Origin of the sequence: Pseudoalteromonas sp. '520P1 No. 423' (assembly GCF_001269985.1) — a bacterium.
GTDB lineage: Bacteria > Pseudomonadota > Gammaproteobacteria > Enterobacterales > Alteromonadaceae > Pseudoalteromonas.
This window is the reverse complement of record NZ_BBZB01000002.1, coordinates 803,320-824,600: the sequence shown is the minus strand read 5'-3', so window position 1 is coordinate 824,600 and position 21,281 is coordinate 803,320. Positions and strand designations below refer to the sequence as shown.

10 protein-coding genes are annotated in these 21,281 nt (G+C 35.8%); 1 reads left to right on the top strand and 9 read right to left on the bottom strand.

The window, feature by feature from the left end; translation table 11 throughout:
- Positions 1-235 precede the first annotated feature (235 nt).
- Both PSA_RS22115 and PSA_RS22110 read right to left on the bottom strand, forming a co-directional pair.
- On the bottom strand, positions 236-1,222 hold the full coding sequence (locus PSA_RS22115; protein WP_052380110.1) for an arsenic resistance protein: 987 nt from the start codon (positions 1,220-1,222) through the stop codon (positions 236-238).
- Positions 1,223-1,238: 16 nt separating this feature from the next.
- Complete coding sequence (locus PSA_RS22110; RefSeq protein WP_082305872.1) at positions 1,239-2,360, bottom strand: NAD(P)/FAD-dependent oxidoreductase; 1,122 nt, start codon at positions 2,358-2,360, stop codon at positions 1,239-1,241.
- Positions 2,361-2,490: 130 nt separating this feature from the next.
- On the opposite strand from PSA_RS22110, the gene PSA_RS22105 reads away from it, so the two are divergent.
- On the top strand, positions 2,491-2,718 hold the full coding sequence (locus PSA_RS22105; RefSeq protein ID WP_042148541.1) for a hypothetical protein: 228 nt from the start codon (positions 2,491-2,493) through the stop codon (positions 2,716-2,718).
- Between the two features lie 387 nt (positions 2,719-3,105).
- Here the strand turns inward: PSA_RS22105 and PSA_RS24925 are convergent.
- The 7 genes from PSA_RS24925 to PSA_RS22065 all read right to left on the bottom strand — a co-directional run bounded on the left by PSA_RS24925 (position 3,106) and on the right by PSA_RS22065 (position 21,267).
- Positions 3,106-4,289, bottom strand: a protein-coding gene (locus PSA_RS24925) for an IS3 family transposase (protein ID WP_371257788.1) whose coding sequence is annotated in 2 segments (ribosomal slippage) — positions 3,106-4,031 and positions 4,031-4,289 — 1,185 coding nt in all. Because the reading frame shifts where the segments join, the coding sequence is not laid out codon by codon here.
- Positions 4,290-4,331: 42 nt separating this feature from the next.
- Positions 4,332-5,339: a transposase gene (locus PSA_RS22090; protein ID WP_052379832.1), complete on the bottom strand. Its 1,008-nt coding sequence runs from the start codon at positions 5,337-5,339 to the stop codon at positions 4,332-4,334.
- A 131-nt stretch (positions 5,340-5,470) separates the two neighbouring features.
- Positions 5,471-6,109, bottom strand: a complete 639-nt coding sequence (locus tag PSA_RS22085) for a hypothetical protein (protein ID WP_042143147.1) — start codon at positions 6,107-6,109, stop codon at positions 5,471-5,473.
- Positions 6,110-6,114: 5 nt separating this feature from the next.
- Entirely contained in the window at positions 6,115-7,023 is a 909-nt protein-coding gene (locus tag PSA_RS22080) for a hypothetical protein (RefSeq protein ID WP_042143149.1), read from the bottom strand.
- Positions 7,017-13,490 (bottom strand): laminin G domain-containing protein, encoded by a 6,474-nt coding sequence (locus PSA_RS22075; RefSeq protein WP_042143151.1) that lies wholly within the window; start codon positions 13,488-13,490, stop codon positions 7,017-7,019. The genes PSA_RS22080 and PSA_RS22075 overlap by 7 nt, the downstream gene beginning before the upstream one ends.
- A gap of 12 nt (positions 13,491-13,502) precedes the next feature.
- Entirely contained in the window at positions 13,503-20,423 is a 6,921-nt protein-coding gene (locus PSA_RS22070; protein WP_052379833.1) for a thrombospondin type 3 repeat-containing protein, read from the bottom strand.
- Positions 20,410-21,267: a peptidyl-prolyl cis-trans isomerase gene (locus tag PSA_RS22065; protein ID WP_042143153.1), complete on the bottom strand. Its 858-nt coding sequence runs from the start codon at positions 21,265-21,267 to the stop codon at positions 20,410-20,412. The genes PSA_RS22070 and PSA_RS22065 overlap by 14 nt, the downstream gene beginning before the upstream one ends.
- Positions 21,268-21,281: the final 14 nt, after the last annotated feature.

Here is a 21,281-nt window from a genome sequence, read left to right as displayed (position 1 = left end):
CGATTAAATTCGTTGTGACTGTAGTTTATAAGATTTCATTGAATTTCACTGTCTTATGTTTACTCTCCCTCAAAATTTTCAAATTAAATGACTTTCTTGTAATTAGTTTAAGTTTTAATTTGTAAAGCGTGGTACTTATAATCAATAAGATAGCTATGCCTGTCCATAATTTTTAGTTCATAATTTTTAGTTATGCCTGTCTATAATTTGTATATTTTTTCTTACATATAATTTCTTAACATTTAAGATTCGAGGGTTGGCAAGCGCTTTTTGTTTTTTGTCGTTTTAACATGATGGCTTTTAATGTTATTAAATGGGGAAACTCTATTAACATACCAATCGTGATAGTAGCGTAAATGAGAGGTTGTTCAGGTATGGCTATTGTTGTGAGGCCTAGCATTAAAGGAGCGTTTCTAGCGCCTGTAGTAAATGTAAATAAGCAGTGCTCAGGATAGGCTAATTTTGCACCTTTTGCTATGATTTCCCCTAAGGCATAAGTAATTGTAAAAAAGCTAAAAATAGCTAGTAACAATAAAGGGACAACTGATAAGTGGGCTAGTAACGGGTTGATGTTTGACATAAAAATTAAGCACACTAATACAGCTAATACTAAAGGTATTGCAACATCGCATAGATGCAATAATTTATTTATAAATTGGCCACAAAAAATTCGTAAAATAGCTGCTGCAATTAACGGCTGCAAAAACCATTCAAATAAAACATTTAAATCAACTTTACTTGTCGCCATAGTGTCAAATATGAGTAAATATACCGGAAATAATATCAACTGAGTTATCATATTGATTGGTAATAAAGCAGCTCCTAACTCAACATTGCCTTTGGCTAAACGTGTAAAACCTAGATACCAGTCGGTACATGGTGCCATGAAGTAAATAACTAATCCTGTGTAAAATAGTGCTTCGCCAGATAAAAATAAAGATGAAATAGTAAAACCTATTACAGGTATGACCAAAAAATTTACTATCCAAGCTATTGCGATAAAGCGTATGTTTGTTGCACCTTTAAATATGCCTTTTAATGGTACTTCAAAAAGCAATAAAAAAATTAAGAGTAAAATAGTTGGGTCAATATAACTGCTTACTTTATTTCCCCAATCAGGGGAAGCAACACCGAGTAAAGCGCCAGTTATAATCGCAAAGATCAAGAGAAAGGCTGAGTGGTTAAATAAATTGAGTGCCATCAAAAACTTTTTGTTTAACATTAATCATCCCTAATTATTAGCAGTAGCACTGCTGTGTTTCACAGCATGCTAAGTCACTTAATAACATACCTGCTTGTTGGTAGTGCTTTAATATTGAAGTATCTAACTCAAGCTCAGTACCTATAATGCTGCAAGGTGTTGCGAAACGGCCGCGAAATTTATAAATAAAACACAGCAAAATATTGTTATGTAATAGTCGAGGGCCAGATAAAAATAAATTGCGATAAAGTGTCGATTCATCAAATTTATTGACAATAGGATAGCCATCAGCCCCTTTGTCAAATAGTTCGGTGACTGGCCCTAAGTGAGTATTAAAGCCAGTGCAGTTAATTGGTTGACCAAGGCTAGTTAAGATATCTCCTGCATTCGAAATAATTTCGTAGTGTTCTTCTTTATGGCGTACTTCTCGCACTTTAAAATTTTGAACTAATTCAACTAAGTCCATACTTGCCATAGAAGATAATCTTTCTGCTGTATAAGGACACAAAACTCGGCTTGGATCATAGGTGTTTAGCTGATCTTGACTTGAATCAATCAAGGTGACGTTTTTATTACGTATGGCCAGGTTATATGCAGCATCTACACCGCTTTCATAGCAGCCTATTACAGTATAATGTTCTGCTTTGCAATTATCCCAAGTGCCAACTTGGCTGTTATGAAGGCATAGCTCACTACCGATAAAGGAGTTTTCTTTCGGTGAAGATATTTCACCGCCTGCCCAAATTAAATATTCAGTATGTATAGCTTCCCCTGATTCAGTCTTTAAGATGAAACTGTCATTTGTATGAGGTGTAACTTTTATAATTTTTGAATTTTCTGTCACTTCAATTTTGTAGTGATTAACCACGCTTTGCAGGTATTGCGCATATTCTTCTCCATTTGGGTGCTCTTTTCCTAAAGTAAAAGCAGGTGAAGTGTCTGGCGTGATCGCATTGAGATCAGTTTGATGGTAACCATTACTTGGGAAAGAAGGAGTGATCATGCACATTTCTTTAGGCCAAGCTTTAAAGCTGCTACCAATAGTTTTAGCCTCTAAAATCAGCATATCATTTACTTCAATTCCCATTTGTTTGAGTAGCACGGCACACCCCAAACCTGCCGGACCGGCTCCCACTATCACTACTTTTGTGACTTTCAAATTTATATCTCTATCAATTGTAATTAATGATATGTTATATTATATCAAATCAGGTTGTAAATGATATTTATTATGATCTATAGGCAGGTTCATTAAATTTAAGATGTGTGTATAAAGGGGTTTACAAAAAATGAAGACATCAATTTTTCCTACGAATTATGAGCAATGGCAGCATTGTATTACTGTAGAATGTGGTTTGGATTTAACCACTGAGTACATCTGTGAACGTATCTTAGCTTTAAAAGACGAAAAAGATTATTACACTCAGCAATTTGTTAAATTATATGGCAAGGAGTATCTAGCTCAAACAATTAGTTGGTTTTTACAGGCTGAAAAAATCTTGGCTGAGCGCGTTTAAACGCAATAATCATCTATGATTTAACACTTGGCAATACCTTGTTATCTTTATGGTATTAGGATGCCAAACGTAACTAAGAACTAAAATTTTTAATTCTGCTTTGTTTAAAAATAAACATTTTGTATCTAGAATGCAAAGAATTAAAAGGAAGAATTAAAAGGACAGACATAAAATTTAGCCGTCCTAAAAAATGATTAGACACAAAAATTTTGATCATAAATACCAATTAGGAGTGAAAACTAAGGAAGTTATTTCTTAATATCATGCTAATTTCAGTCAAAAGATTACTATAACTGAATTTTTGCCAACAAAACTCACCTTTAATCAAAAAGAGGGGAATATCTTTTGGTATTATTAATTACTAACCTACGCCTTTATATGTAGTGGTCAACTAAATTTGGCCACAGTTTTAGAATTTAACCAGAACCTTCGCTCTGATTCATTTGGACTTAAGCCTGCATTATAGTGATGAGGCCTGATCTCGCTGTAATAACCTATTACGTAATCAGTAATTGCACCTTTGGCTTCTTTAAAATCGATGTAACCCTTTTTCGGCATCCATTCAGTTTTAAAGCTCCTAAAAAACCTTTCCATTGGCGCATTATCCCAACAATTTCCTCGTCGACTCATACTTTGCTTTATTTGATATTTCCATAGCCTCTGACGATACTTTAAGCTTGTGTAATGACAGCCTTGATCTGAGTGAAACATGATACCTTTAGGTTTTCCTCTGCTTTCATAAGCCATATCTAAAGCGGCTATTGTTAATTCACTATCTGGAGACAAGGAGATAGCCCAACCAATTGGCTTCCTTGCAAATAAATCAATTACAACGGCTAAATATGCCCACCTGTGACCAATCCAAACATAGGTCACATCACCACACCAATACTGATTGGGTTCAATTACATCAAACTGTCTGTTTAATAAATTGGGTATTGAAATATGCTCTTTCTTTGCTTTTTTGTACTTATGATTTGGCGGTTGAGAGCTAACCAGTCCTAATTTTTTCATAAATTTAGCCGCTCGATACCGACTTAAATTAAAACCACGATAAGATGCAATATCAGAGATAGTTCTGGCACCCGCAGAGCCATTACTTTCTTTATGTATTGCTTTGATTTCAATAGATAACCTTAAATCATCAGTTGATACTGATTTATCTCTGTTAACCCAATATTTATAACTACTGCGATGTACGCCAAATACATCACATAATGTTTTAACTGGGTGACTATTGCTCTTATTGAGTTTCTCGATTATCGAGAATTGTTCAGAGAGTCCGACATCAATAGAGCTGTAGCCTTTTTTAATATATCCTTTTCTAATTCAATTCGCTGTATACGCTTTTTCAGTTCTCGAATTTCAATTTTTTCAGGCGTCATAGGTGATGCTGAAGGTGATTTTCCGCTTCGCTCAACCTTTAACTGGGCAACCCATTTACTCACAGTTGATTTACCCACATTCATAGCTTTTGCTGCTTCTTCTTGAGTGTAGCCTTGGTCAATTACTAACTGAGCTGTTTCAAGTTTGATCGCTGCAGAATATGTTACACGGTTTTTCTTTGTCATATGTCACCTAAATTGGTTATGAAATAATCATAACATTTCTTATTAGGTGGCCAAAACTACTGTACCACTACAATACCACTTACCCTGATGCTCATGCGCACATTTCAACAATGATGATCTTGAACCCGAAAAATTAGCATATTGCCGCCTGAAAAACAAAATCGTATTTAACCAGCTATCTTGTTCAATACGCATCACTGTTAATATTTTAGGTTCACTCTCTGATATTGAACCGCGTTTTTTAGGGTGGAGTAATCTTCCACTATAATCTGCAAGCTCTAAATAATCGTAGAGTGTGAATGGAATTGTACCTACATCCTGACAGGATCCAAAGGGTAATAATTTTAGCGGTTGTTTAGGAACTGAAATTTCATTGTTTTTATGCGATTTTTTTTCTTGTTTTTTAAAGGACGCGAATTGTTTTATCCGTTCTTGAATCGATGTAAAATCGCTATCGGTCAGAGAGTTAGCCATTTTTGCCCTAATAGGGTTCAAATCAACATATATCATGCAACTCAGTATGGCTGTTTCATCTAGTAGTGCTTGTGACTTAAAACGCCCTTCCCAAAATTTACCTGTACAGTTATCTTCTTTATTTGCAGCTCTTGCAATGAATTCATTCAAGTTTTTCATAAACCAACTTATATCATAAAGTCGCTCCCGCCACTTTTGAACAAACAATTTAATGCGATATATACAAGCTGTATCTAGCTTTTCTCCTGCTAAATAGCGATCAACCAACACGTTACCATTATAAAGTTGGTACCAACGCTTAATAACTTCATCATCATCCCAGCAATTAGCTGCTTGCTTATTTACTTTCAGAACAAGGTGATAATGATTACTCATGATAGCATAAGCTGCTATTTTAATTGAAAATACTGTTGAAAGGTGCTTGATACGATCCTGTATCCAAATACGTCTATGATCGAAGTTTTTTCCCGAATAACTATCATCACCGCATAAATACGAACGACGTATGCATCTGGAAATAACATGATAATAACTGCTGGAAGTTAAATCTATTAAGTTACGCCTTGCTCTCGTCATGTTAGCCAACCAAACAAATTGAATGCTATTTAATCATAGTTCAATATATCTAGATGGCCAAATTTTATGCCTGTCCCTTTCTTTTTCCCTTTCTTTTTTTCTTTCTCTTTCCTTTTTTCTTTCCTTTATTTTTAATAACCTGGGAAAGGCGAATATTTTTCGAGTTGTTCTTTTGATTTTTCTGGAACGAGATACGCGGCCACAAAATATTCGTCAACTAAATCAGTAATAAAATAGCTAGCTAAATTAAACCTACTCGCAAAATCATTAAAGTCTTCGAAAACTTCATGATCTAAATGTTCATTATCTGCTTGATATGAATACTCAACATCTTTGTTTTTGTATACAAAACTTATGACTACATCATCTTCTTCATCATAATGTGCTTTAAGTGAACCATCGACAATACCTAAATCCGCCATAGCGACCATTTCTTGCCAAATTTCTAAGTAGACCTGACTTTTATCTTCAGAGCCTTCTAGCCAATCCATTTGGAATTTTGCTTTTTGACCAGGCAATAACAAAGTCAAAATTTCGTTCAGGCCTGGGTTTTCATATGAATGTGCAAAAACATCATCATCAAAATAATCAATTTCGTCAGGGTTAGCTGTCAGATACAAAGGCTTTAAGGTTTCCAAACTAAAGTCTTTTGGAATATTAATAGGCTTAGCCACCTGCTCTGTCAGAACTTTATGTACGTAGCTAAACCGCTTGGTAATTTCTAGTTCATAAAACTCGTCTAGCTGGATTTCTTGTTGTTCAACATCCATTTTATTTAAATTCCTTTTAAGTTAAATTTCTGCCAAAGTTCAGGCGGGCGTTCATTAATAAACTCTTCAACAACTATTGGGTGATACCTGCCCTGTTCGGTCTTTATCATTTGCCATCTTTTTAAAAGAGGTTCAGGCAAATCTTTATCGCAGCCTAGAATTTCGGTCATTTTTGTAACAAAAGCTAGTCGTTCAGGTTGGTTTTCAATTGCCGGGTTAAGTTCACGCCAGTAATAAAGTTGATGCAAAAAACCATTCAAAATAATCGCGCGTTTTTTACCATAATCGGCCATAGGTGCTGCTTGTAACCAGGTTTCTATTTGAAATTGCGAAAAACTGTACTTGTCTGCTCTATATTCAGATTCTGAAAGTAAAAAATTATACATGTTTGTACAAAAACCATCGAAAAAACTCTGTGCCTTTTTCTTTATTTTTTTAAGTTCAACTTCGGTTTTACCGTCGACAGTTAAATCAGGGGTAAAATATTGCACATAAAACTGTTCCTTACCATTTAAGATCCCCTCTTCACCAAAAGGCTTTTCAGAAAAAACTCTAACTGGGTATAATTCTCTTATCGAACCGGTATTATCACTGTACATATAAAAACTAGATTTAAATGCAAGATAATCATTTTCATCAAAACTATCTATTATATTTTTGAGATTTTCATCACTCTGATCCGGGTGTAAATAGAGCACTTCGATTAACGGGTGAAAGCTCAACCCTAATTCAGCTAAATTTTCACCATACATAAAGTATTTTTTTAGTTTATCAACATCCTTCTTTTTATATTCTAGGCCTTTTAATAGCTTAGGTTCAACCTCAAGCCACTCTAATTCTCTGGCCGCCAGCCAGCTTTGATTATCAACCTGCCAGGCCATTTTATCTAATTGATTTATTATATCTTTTAACATTGGGGGTCCCACTCAAAATCACTTGCAGTCTGGCCATCATAAAAGTCAACCAAAACGTCTTTAAATTCACTTAATAACATATCTTTAACTTGCGGGCTTAATATCCAGTTTTGAATATTAAACGGCATAATTACCCGGCCCTTTTTTAATCGCTTAACAAACTTTTGATTTTCGCTAACAGAGGTATAACCCAAAGAGCCTAACATCACACTTCCTTTAGGCGGCACACTCATGGCATCGAATAATTTTGCATTGTCGGCTTTGGTATAGCTTTGCTCCAATTTTCCGGTATTCTTTTTATTTTGTTTGGTTTTAAATACCTGCATCCACCATTCGGCTTTGGTGGCTAATTTAACATTGCCACCCTTATAAAGGGTAAATCTAGGTAACAAATTATGGGTGCTTGCAACTCTATCTAAAAAGAATTCCTTCATAAAATTGCTAGAACCTTTAATGTTATCTTTATGTTTATCATAATACCAGGGGCGAAATGCCACAGGTAAATAGGGTGAAGCAAAAGATTTTAGCTCTACCCATACTGGAGGTTCAGAAGCATCACAACTTTCAACAATAATATCAGGGTCTCGACGCATAGTTCCCATATCTATCAAAGCTGTTTTGCTATTATTTAAAGTATGTAACCTGATATTTTCGGTTTTATTAACCCACCTAATTTTACCGCCTTTACCTAATTCAAAATCTACCTGTTTAACGGCTATCATCATAAGCTCAAAAGTAGAGCCATTGCCCCAACGGTTAAAATAAGGGTTTTCACCGGTGGAAAAGCCAGAAAGCGCCGTGGAATAAAGAGACCTTATTCTGTCAGGTATCTCGTTATAGTCCAACGATTGGCAACCAGGAATATCCGAACAAACAGGCGACATTCTACTTTCAAGATAGGCTATTACCGCAGTGAGAGTTAAACCAGAAACTCTTTGGCTTCTTATTTTATTACTAATTAAGTGCCTTAAATACCTAGCACCACTATATGTAATAACACCCACCCCCGATTTTAATGCTGTTTTGTTAAATAAAATCCTTCTAAAAGCTGCTGTGGGTAATTCACCTTTTCTACTACCTAATGCTTTCGCTAATTTACTCAATATTTGAGGGTCTTTTTGTAGTTCATTCTTGAACTGCTTTGTAATGTCATTAACGTCTTTCGCGAATTCATTGCCATCTACTTTTTTGTTTAGTGCGCCTTTTTTAGGCTTGTTTGCATAAGCAACCCCCATTACAGCATTCAGTGGCGAGAAGTAGTTATCTTGTTGATAATCAACCTGAGCAGTTAACCCAACCTCTGGCGGATCGCCATCACCTTCCCAGCCATCTGCAGGCAAACTTAAATAATCTAACCAAGCAAAAAAGTCGTCGTCGCTTTGTATTGACTTTACGATAGCCATTAAGCCTGCTCTGGCTTCTTCGTCTGCTAGCATTTCTCCCACTAACATCATAAACAGCCCCAAGTTAAAGGCGGTATCATATTTACCTTGTAATACATCATCGCCAACGCGACCCAATACCCGACCAATAGCTTTTATGAATTTAGGGTTTGATGATTTTAATGGCCTAAAGAAAGCTTTTAATGCATTTTTTACCGGAATGAGTGGCTTTAATATTGGCACAATAGTGAGCACGCCAATGCCACTGATAGTTAGCTCCATTGGGTCAAAGCGTTTATCGTCATCAATTAAATAATTTACTTGTTCGTAAAATGTTTTTATATCTTCAAAAGGTAATAAAACATTGGCAGCCGTTTTAAGATTGTCCCAAACATCATCAAAGCTCCAATCAAAAAAGCCAGCGTGGGCAACCCCCATAAGTGGGAAAGGTGTATAATTTTTATAATAATTCATTGCAACGGGTGGGTAACCCGGTGGCTGCTCTGTTTCAGTATAAAACGAAGCAAATTGCCCATAAAACTGCTTGCTTATTACTCCGATAAAATTATTTTGTGACTGTGTTTGTAAGCCAACTCTAATCGTGCTGGCTTGCTCGCCATTTTGATTTAGTTGACCTGTACTAATCACTTTAACGGCTGCAAGGGTTTCGTCCGCAGCAAAGGTATAATCTTTTTCTGTGGTGCCGTCTTCAAATGTTACGAGTGGCTGGGCATCATAATCATAGGTTTTAAAGCTGCTTAACTTACCACTAAAGTTTTCGCCTATGGTTAAACCGCGTTGCGTTACTGAGTAGACTAATTCACCTGTTGCATCCTGTGAGTTTAAATGCCCATTTACTTCGAGTACCAGTTTGCCATCGTGGTACTTACCCGCCACTGTATGCCAATTTTCAAGGGAAATTGGTGCGTCACTGCTTACAGTCGCTTTACCATTTTTAGTAAATAAACTGTACGTTAAACGGCCATCGTTTTCTAAGGTTAGGTTTTGAACACCGCCTTCAAAATCAAATATTGAGCCCCCATACTCTGAGGGTTTTATATCTAAACGAAAACCAACACTATTTTTCGGTTTAAACTGCTCACTTTGTGCCACAGTAACCCGACTTGATTCCCATACATTAGCAGGATTTAAAATCGCCTGTTTATTAAATTGGTAGCTATTGCCTGTACCAGTTGGGTTATCCGCGACGAGCGTAATATGGTTATTTACACTATGATGTTGTTGATTAAAATCAACAGCTTTATCTTCATAATTATCATTAAAAATATACGCTGCTATTGGTTGAATATTGGGTTCGGCAAGACTGCCTAATTTTAATGATTCTGTATGACCAGCTGAACCATGTAGCATGATATTAGCTTCTGTTTTATATGCTAAACCTAAGCTTGCGCCATCAAAACGATCATATTCATAATAGCCGTTACTGGTTTCATCACCTACGAGCATAGTGCCACTGGTATCAGCATAGTTATCTATGGTTGGCGCTACTTTGGTTACGGCTAAATCCCCCTCAACTAACCCTACCCGTGCGGTAATTTCTATATTGTCTAGCGAATGAAATCCGCTATAAAGTTCAAGCGTTAACTCACCATTAGCATTAGTATTGCGACTGCCATGTTTAAACTTACCAGCGCTGGCATGCATAACTACTTGCATACCCGAAACCGCTGGGCCACCGGGCTCAGTGACTTTTACCGTGACAGGGTAACTACTTCTTGGCTCCATTTGAGTTGGGTAATCCTCAATTGTCACTGTAAGTGGGGATACTGGAAAAGTTAACTGTCTAGTGGCATCTCCTGCACTGACCAAAAGAGTATTGTCTGATTCAGGCATACTACCGCCTACAATAAACGCTTTTGCTTTACCGTTTATTGTACCGTCATCTGCCATTTCAAGTTTAGCTGCACCATTTATTGCAAAACTTACAGATGTACCATCAGCTACCGCATTACCATGGGCATCTTCAATGTACACTTCTATTTCTTTACCTTTATGCCCTTCAATAAATACTTCACCTTCATTTTTGGTGATATTGATATGGGTTGGTTTACCCGGTATGACCTCTATTGCACCTAGTTTTACGACATTGTCAGCATCTAGATATGCGTAAGGCTCAGCACGTGCACCAGCTTGTGTATTCATTTGAATATCTGCAGGAAAAACACCTTGTCTTTGGTAACTTAAATCTTCATCTTCAACAGTTGCGGCACCATTGGGTTTCCATTTTAGCCTAAGTGGAGCAGGATTTTCTCTATTGGCATAGCCTAAAATAATAGCTTGTACTGGCACAACAGGATCATCTGCTGAAACATATATTGTGCCATCTTCACCAATATTGTCGTAGCCCGCCCACCGGGTATCGACTGCTACTGCCTCAAACGCATACTCCCACAATACATTTGTCGGATCGTTATTGTTATATAAGCTAAGTGTTACAAAGTCTTCAACGTCTAATGCGGCTATATGCTCTAAATTAGTGAATATCAGTTGGTTTCCCGGACCCATTTTAGCTTTGATTTCGTTGGCCCCGAGTGAAAATACGAGTTCTTGGCCTTCGCCTAAGAATTCTAATGCGTCATGATTACTTTCTATTAGGTCGTACATAAATTTAACTAAGCTGTCACCCGCCGCTATCATTGGTACTTCTTTTTGATAAATTTCAGAAGTTTGTCCATCTTGCTGCTCTCTTAGAATACTATTTACTTCTAAGTCATAGGTACTAAATTGCAATTCAGGGCGATAGACCCAACGATATATTGGCTCTGGTTTTTCTAGGTTGTCTGTCTGCCCCTCTTCTTTTAATTTTTTATATAGGTAAGTTTGCTCTAGTGTGGCTAACTGATCTAAAACAGGCACTTTAAAGGGTACATAATGTTTTGGGCGGTATTGTAATGGCCCACTATCGCTTGCACCGCCATCAGCAAATGATGGATTCGCGCGCTTAGGTTCGCCGCTTACTTGTATATAATAATGATCTGCTGGCGTAGCATCATCAGGTAGTTTTATTTGTACTATATGTGTGCCGGGTTTTATATCAAAATGTTCCATCACCCCGCCAGAGCTTAGAGAGCCTGATCCATCTATTTTTGCCAACCGACCTGTATAACCAAAGTCAGCAAGTCCATCAGGTAAAGGTGTACCATCATGCTCATACCATTGGGTCGTTATCGTGATCATTTGATCACTATTCATTGCAGAACCTTCGTAACCTATTATATGCTTTTGTTGTTCATTAGATGCACTAGGCCCTTCATTAACCTTATAATAGCGCTCTGCCTTTATTTTTAAATTAGGCGCCTGCATACTGACTCTATTTAAGTTATCTAGTACTAAGCCACCAAGGTATTGGTTCTTATACAAATTCCTATTTGAACCTATATATCCTGTTTTACGGTTAATGAGTACTGTTCTTAGCACTTCGCCTTGCTTTAAGTGATCTGACTCTCTGTTATGGAGCGCTGGATTCATATTGGCATTAGATTGAAAACGATTAAAACCATCTTCACCCCAGTTTTTGGGATGGTAGCTTTGGGCCGTAGCAGCAGGACCTCGGATCATCATTTGATATATAAATCCACGACCTATAGCTTCGTAATAACTACGACTTTCCACTAGCTCATTTTCATTGATACCTTTACGTTCAGTGATCAACATGCCTGTTGATTCTCTAAAAATTAGAATATCAGTGTCTTGTAAATCATCAGTTGAAATGGTCTCAAGTAGTCCCTGATCTGTAAAATCAGGCATTTTGTCTGCTAATCGATATAAATCTGGTTGGGTTGCTTCTGGCTCAGAATCTTCACAGTTAATTGCGACGCCTTGACTATGTTCTGAACTTAAATATACACCTTGATATTCAGCAGCTTTAGAGTCTTTTTTACAAACAAATAATTCGTTTTCAATATCTCCCAGCACTGCTAAATCATATTTAAAATCGCCATCAAAATCATATCTTGGATTGGCAACAGGATCTAAATCAGGCTGAGTGTATACATATTTTGTAGGTCCTTCTTCTACGGTAACACCGTTACTTTGTAATGAAGCAACACCAGAAATTACACCCGTATCAACATAAAAGTTACTACCTTGCATCACTGGCATTGCAATCGCAGCGATAATACCTATTACTTCAACATGCGCCATAAGCCCGACTAAATCAGTCTGTCCCATGTAGGCATCATAGCCAATACAAGTATCGTATCCTGGAATTTTAGATACATCTAATAGCGGCTTTACACCACTTGGTGTAAAGGCAATGTATTCATAGGTCATCCATGCTGGTGTGGTATATTCAAAGTAAAATCCAGGACAAGGCACTAAACCAAATTGCACTTTATAACTGCCGTCTTCACCACTGTAATCTGGGTAGCCTTGATAAGCATACACTTCAATTTTAGCCCCCTCGAATGGTGCATAAGGCTTTTTATCTCTTAATGTTTTTAATATTGGTGGAATACCATTATTGATTTCGTCTTCATCACCATCATAAAACCCTGATTTAAAAGCGATATTTTTATCAGATGCATAGATTTGTTTGCCTGTAGGATCAAACAATACAGCTTTAACACTTGATGACACACTTGACATATTAGTTAAATCAAAACGAGATAATAACAATATATGACCATCAGTTGGGTGAATAACTGATTCTGTTGGTTTAATCACGACACTTTTGTAATAATTGGGTAGTGTTACTTTAGGTAAATCTAATCCACCTACTGTTTTGAACTCTTCACTGTTATATTGCTCAATACTTAATATGCGTACTTTATTGTACTCATTTTTAAAAGCATCTAACGCATCAAATGTCGCATTGATATGTTGACCAGATAATATATAAAACCCTTGTTTATGAACTGTTGACCAACCAGGTACAATTTTTCCATCTGCGCCATATTCTACATAAGATACATTACCGTCTTTAATATCTAAGCCACGAGCAAGTACATGACCAAACCTTACTCTGTGTACATCTAACCAACCCCATCCCTGTGCAAACCAACTAGTAAAACTAGCGGTTATCAGTACTATGAATATTATTATTATTGATATTAATTTTCTCATTACAATCACTTCCTATGGATTGACGCTAGTTTGCAACATTGCTTTAAGTTGCACTAAGCCAATTTTTCCTTGCACATAATCTTGTAATACGAGCTGTTTTTCACTATGAACCCGAGCAAAACCAATGTAATCTAAATTACTCAAGTGAACAGGACCTATGGAGCGTACATTTACGCCTTCTCTTATACCAACACCAACAGCATCTAACATGTCAGTATTTGATTTCCTGCCAATCAGTACCAAATAATCACCATCGTCAGGTAAATATTGATAACTACCATAAAAACTAGCGGCTGTGATAGTTAATGGTGTGTCGCCTGTTATCTGTATTCCTTGTGGTTGTCCTGCAAACACCCACAACGCGGGTGTATTTGCCGACATTTGCATACCAATTGTGCTAGTTTCTAATAAACTAAACTGTACGTTTGCAGTATTTTGCCCTTGTGATGTATTGATATTCGCTGATGAAAAATCAATTTTTAAATCTCCATTAGCTAATGTGGTATTACCTTGCCCAGATTTCACTTGGCTAAATGGCACTGTTTTATTGATCACGGGTAATGAGTAAACACCAAGACGATTGCGCTTACCTTGAGCTATATTTATGTAGCGTATATAGTTTCCAAAATTAGGGTTTTCTCTATTTGGGTTTATCTCTAATGTATAATCTCCTGACTGAATATTTTCGTGACCAGTATCAATATAACCAAAAGAAAATGTACCATCAGAGTCAGTAATATCTTGGCGATTGAGTTCATTTAAACGCACTTTAATATCAGACACGCTCGCACCAAAACTGTCTTTTACATTACCATCAAGTAAAGTTGGTAACGGTTTTACATTAAAGCTAAATCGGCTCATTTCTTTATCACTTACACTAATTTTAACTTTAATTGTTGCGCCATAAGCAAAACCATTATCTGGATAAAATGCATAACTATGATCTCCTGGTAAACTGGCTAGACTACCGCTAACAAGCTCGTTATTTTTATTAACCTCTTGTAATTTTGCACCTTTGGGTTCTAGCAAGTTAGTGCCAGGTTCTGTTTCATCAATATATGATTGTCCATGAACTGTTTCTGTTACTTCTATATTTATAAGAGATTTATCTACTGTTTTATTAAAATAAAATGCTATGAACGCGTTTGTTTCTATTTGAGACTCTAGACTTTTAGGTTGAGTTTGTACTACCGTTAATGGCACATCAGCTAGTTTATTAATTTCAAAATTGACCTGTGATTCACCTTGTAGTTGACCATTAATATCATATGCTTTTATGCGAGCGATATGCTCTGGTCCTTTTGATAGTGTTTCACTAGATAAGGGAATACTTGTATTAATTAGGGTGTTAATTGCTGTAATTTTTTGCTCAGGTTGATCATCGATTTTAATATATAGTTCTGAATCAACTGATGCATTATTGAGTTGAGCTACAATTTGTAAATCAAACGTATTCTCTTCAATTAAAAACTGTTTATTTTTAGCTGGCGCTATAATATCGATAGATGTACTTGCTTGATTATTAACAATATAAGATTTTACTGTCGAATTACCTGCAAAATCAGTTGCTTTTAATTCAAGAAGCCGTTCTTCGTTATGTGGTAAATTTATATCTAAATCAAAACTGTATTGATTTGATATGCCTGTAGGTAATAAATTTACAACCTCATCATTGATAGTAAAAGTGACAGCTTCGTCATCTATCACCACTCCAAAAATAGTAAATGGCACTTGTAATATCTGATTAATACTTGGAGACTCTACTAAAGGTGTTTGTAGTTGAATAACAGGCGGAGTTTGATCTAATGTATAGTTCAGTGTTAATTCTGAACTACCTGCATTATTTGTTACGGTTAATGTCCAAGGTCCTTCACTATGTTTTGCAGAATAACTAAATATATATCTACCTGTGACATCCGGATAAACATTCAAAGTAACATCAGTATAAGCTTGGTTTGTAACTGTTAAATCAACTTCATCTTCCGATAATATATAACCCTTAATTTCGAATTCACTTTGCTTAATTTGACTGTTATTTACCGGTGAAGAAATTTGTATTTCGGGTTTACTCGTATTCGATAATTCCTGGTAATTTAATTTAATCGCTTTATGATCATTACCAAATTTCGAGCTCACGTTTACTTCTATCAGATTATCACCCAATTCAAGTTCAAGTTGATTAAAGCTAACACTATACTGATTATCAGACATCCAGGTAATATCACCTTGTGAGCTATTATTTAAATATGCAGCCAATGACTCTATTGGCTTATTTGTATTGATAACTGCAGTTATATAAACATTTTTAGTATTCACAACTTGGTTATTTACATGACTTGTTATTTCAATAACGGGCTTATTAGGAGACAGTCTTTGAATTAATAATTGTTTGTTTATTTGGTTTCCTAATTTGTCAATTGCAGTCACAGTTATTAAGTTATCATCAAAAACCAGTGGTATTTCTCCACTAAACTGTCCGCTATTGTCTGTTATAAATGCAAACTGACTCTTTGGATATCGATCTGACGACATATAAAATTGCTCGATGCCAATTTCATCTTTAATAACACCTGTAATAGTCACTTTATTGAGTTCAGTGGACATATCGGACTGATCGATTGTCAATTCTGGGGCTTCATTATCTTGTTTAAATTCTAAATAAACCGGATTTTTTAAAGTTTGCTGTGATTGGCTTTGAGCTGTTAGTTGCCACATAAGGTGATCACTATCAACAGGTACAAATAACGTAAATTCATTATTTGAAATTGTATATTCCTGCTTTAAATCAGCTGATGTTATAGTCAGTTCAGTAGAACCTAATGCATTTAAAATATTACCTTTAATGCTCACTATTTGCTCATTTTTACTAGTGCGTGTATACCATATATATGTATTCTCTTGGACATTATTGACATTGCTGAATTCGACATTTAAAGCAAACTGTACTTGTTGTGTTAGCGTATTACTTAGTGGACCATCTATATAAAATTCATTACCGGAAGCAGGGTCAACAAAATTTTGGCGAGTTTTAGCTCTATATTGGTATGTTTGGCCATTTTCAACGTTTGTATCTAAAAAACTATTCACTGAATCAGACATGTGTATCGGAACCCATGTCTCAATACCTTGTCGTTTTTCGATAATGACGTTTAATTCGCTTATAGCGTCCCATCTTAGCAACACTCCTGTTTCAGCCATTTCTATGTTTAAGTTTTCGACTTTAATACTATTAAATGCTGTGTAAATTTGTGGTGTATTACTTTTACCTAAAAGACTATTTTCTGCACGTGCTTCAATTTGATATTGATATTGCTGATTGTTTGTTACATCAGTATCTAAATATTGAGTTATAGATTTATCTAATGCTGCAATATTAACTAATGCCATATTTTTTTCTGCGCGCCAAACATTAAAGCCGTGTAAAAATGTGTTTTGTTCGTGCTGCCAATTTAAGTGTATGACACCTTCTTCACCTGTAAGTTTTAAATCAATCTCTAATTGTACATGCCAACGCGTTGGATCATCGGGAAACGCATCCTTATCATTATCATAACCATCTCCATCTTTATCAGGATCTGAATTATCTCCAATACCATCTTTATCTAAATCAGCCCATTCATTGGGGTTATCAGGAAATGCATCTTCTTCATTAATAACACCATCACCATCTTTATCTGGATCGGAATTATCCCCGATACCATCGCGGTCTAAATCAGACCATTCACTGCCATCATTAGGAAACAAATCTTGTTCATTAACAACACCATCACCGTCGCGGTCTACATCTGCATTATCTCCAATGCCATCATTATCAATATCTGACCATTCACTAGCATCGTTAGGAAATGCATCTTGTTCATTGCCATGACCATCACCATCTTTATCTGGATCCGAATTATTACCAATGCCGTCACCATCTAAATCTGCCCATTCATTTTTATTTTCTGGGAATAGATCATTTACATTTAAAACCCCATCGCCATCTTTATCTGGATCCGAATTATTACCAATGCCGTCACCATCTAAATCAGCCCATTCTGATGGGTTATTCTCAAAAGCATCTTCATCATTGTTTACGCCATCGCCATCTTTATCTGGATCTGAGTTATCACCTATGCCATCACCATCTAAATCAGCCCATTCGGTGCCATCATTTGGAAATAAATCAGTCTCATTATCTACACCGTCACCATCTAAATCTGGATCTGAATTATCACCTAAGCCATCCCCATCGGTATCTCTCCATTCATTCGGATTATTAGGAAATGCATCATCTTCGTTAGCAAAGCCATCATTATCTAAATCCGGATCTGAATTATTGCCTATACCATCACCATCAGTATCAATCCACTCTGTCGGGTCATTTGGAAATGCATCGACATCATCAGGGTAACCGTCATTATCTGTATCTATTGCATCAGGGTCATTATTCCATCTAAGTGGGTCATCTGGAAAATCATCAAGTTCATTTATTACCCCATCGCCATCTCTATCAGGGTCGGCATTATCACCAATACCATCTCCGTCCATATCAGCCCAATCAGTTGGGTCGTTTGGATATAAATCATTTTCATTTAAAACACCATCACCATCTCTGTCTGGATCTGAATTGTCACCGACACCATCCCCATCTAAATCAGACCATTCTGTATTATCATTAGGTAAAGCATCATCTTCATTTAAAACACCATCGCCATCTCTATCTGGGTCGGTATTATCTCCAATACCATCACCATCTAAATCTGACCACTCACTAGGATCACTTGGAAACGGATCTTCTTCATTTAAAACACCATCGCCATCTTTATCCGGATCAGAATTGTCACCAATACCGTCGTTATCTATATCTGCCCATTCAGAAGCGTCATTTGGAAAGAGATCATTCTCATTTGTAACACCGTCACCATCCCTATCAATATCTGAATTATCACCTATGCCATCACTGTCTAAATCAGACCATTCGGTCGCATCATTTGGAAATGCATCATCTTGGTTTAATACACCATCACCATCTCTATCGGTATCTGAGTTGTCACCTATACCATCATTATCTAAATCAGCCCATTCAGTTGCATCATTTGGAAATGCATCATTTTCATTTAAAACGCCATCACCATCTCTATCTGCATCTGAATTGTCACCAATACCATCAGAGTCTAAATCTGACCACTCATTGGGATCATTTGGAAATGCATCTTCTTCATTTAAAACACCATCTCCATCTCTATCTGTATCAGAATTGTCACCAATACCATCAGAGTCTAAATCTGACCATTCATTAGGGTCGTTTGGAAATGCGTCATCATCATTTAATACTGAATCACCATCAATATCATCATCTGTATTATCTCCTATTCCATCGCCATCAATATCTGAAGACTCCGATGGATCGTCTGGAAAATCATCTTCTTCGTCAGAAACTAAATCACCATCAAAATCTGTTGCAACTTCTTGTGTTGAAGAAGAGAATTTAAATGAACTTAAACTTGAACGTGTATTTCCTGTCGGCGCTATTTCAATTTTTGGTAAATTAGATTCGTCTGTTAAATGATAGAAAACTTCTAATTTATAATACCCTTGGCCTAAGTAGTAAGTGATGGAGTGTGAACTATTTAAATTATTTGTGATATTTGTTTTTTGACTTACTTTATTAGAAATTGTTTGCTCTGCTATTTTAAGTTCTAATAAATTATCATGCTCTAAATAAAAGGTATAATTGCCTTCTTCTAGTATTTGTACCTGACTTGTAAAATATGCTGAGTATGGATAGTTAATTTGCTCTTGTTCTATTTCAAATTTATTTAAACGCATTGCCGTATTTGGCATAAATAAATCAATTTCATTTATACTTGCGGGCTGATTTGAAAAGTAATAACGACCATTTATACCAAGTTCCCATTGTTCATTTTCAGGTTCAGCTATTAGTTCAATTTTAGTAAATTCTTCTGATGTAAGGCCTAGCTCATCAATTGCTAGGTATTGAGACTCGATATTAGGTTCTTGCTTTTTCCAGACTAAATTTATAGCGTCTGATTCTGATTTCCCAAGTACTTCAACCCTAAGTTGATAAATTCCAGGCTCAATCCAAATTGAATTGATATATAAAGATGAGCCTATTTGATTTTGGTTTATTAACTCTTTTTCTCCAATATAGATACGCAAAGGAACATTGGAATTAGCTTTAAAGCTATATAAACCAGCTGATTCAACATTAAAATATCCCTTAAATATCATTGCCATATCATTATGTTTATTTTTTTCAACTAGGGATAACTGATTTAAATTTCCTTGCTCAATTGGTGATAAATTTTCTAATAACTCAAATGAAATACCATCTAATTCATAATAATGGTATGACAGTCCATTTATTATATTTTGAGGATCAAAATCGATTGCGGCAGCTTGACTTAAATTATTTTGTGCTAAAAATAAATTGTGTTCGGCTAAATCTATTGTACTTGTTGTTTCAGAGAGCATGAATACTTGGGGTTGAATATTAATATCTTCAGGTATCAACCAATAAATGAATTCGTGATAACCTATATCAAGGTTCACCTCATTTTCAATTACTTCATTGTTTATAAGTAATAAACTGAGACCACTTTGTCGTGTTTCAAATCGATATTGTTCTTTTTGTTCAACATAAAAGTATCCCCTAAAATAATAAGCTCCTTTACTTTGCTGTTTCATAACATCTAAATTTAATTCAGGTGTTATTCCCATAATATCAGGCTGAGTATGAGTTAAAGATTCAATAGAATTGTAATCACCTGAAAAATAGTTAAATTCAACTGCTGAAATAGGATCATTCAGCACTATGCCTTCTTGATACGTCTTGTCCTCATCTGAATTAGAACAAGCAGTTAGTAAGGAAGTGGTGAAAATCAATAAGAATATTTTTGTAATTGCTCTGAATATATTAATCAAAGGCATAGATCTTAACCTCTGACTTATCTTTTAAAAATCGCGCTTGATTTTTAATCGCCTTTTTAATCTGTATCGGTGCTAAACGTTTATGAATATCTTCTTTTACTTCTATTAAAGGCTTTGCAGGTAACTCTATTAAGTCTATTACTTTAAAACGCACTAAAACACCATTAATACTATGGACTTTTGATGCCTCGTTCTTTGCTAAAGTAGATATTATTGATTGATAAGATTTTAGTAGCCCTTTATCAGCGCTATTGCCACGAATTATTTTAACTGAGTATTTTTTAGTTTCCGGTATATTAGCTAGCGCCTGCCAATCTTCTTTAGGTGATATATTTTGTATAAATTTATTAATTTGCTTTACTTGTTTTTCATCATGTCCTATTTGTGCTCTGATCATATCGAAACGTCTGATCTGCTTTTTACCGAACTGAGATAAGTTATTATGATAATACTCATTCACCATTTCATTCGAAACGGGGTCTGCTGAAATGTTATTTCTGATATATTGCTTTGTAAGTAATTCATCACGATATGCTGCAACTTGAAGCTCAACATGTTGAAGCTCAGTCTGCTCCATCAGTTTTAATTGCTCGGCTTTCATTAGTTTTCTAAGTACTAAGCTTTGCAAAATTTTATCTTTTGTCTTTTTAGTCAGTTGTAAAGCTGCAAATTCCCCAACAGTTTGATTTACGATTAAATCAAACTCTGTTTTATAAATTGGTTCACCATTTACTTTAGCGACAACCTCAGTTGGTGCATTATTACCATTTATTGTATTGTCAGTTTGTGTTTTATTACACGCAGCAACAAGGCTTACTAAGAGTAAGAATCCTATGGTTCGCATTGATATTTCCTTAT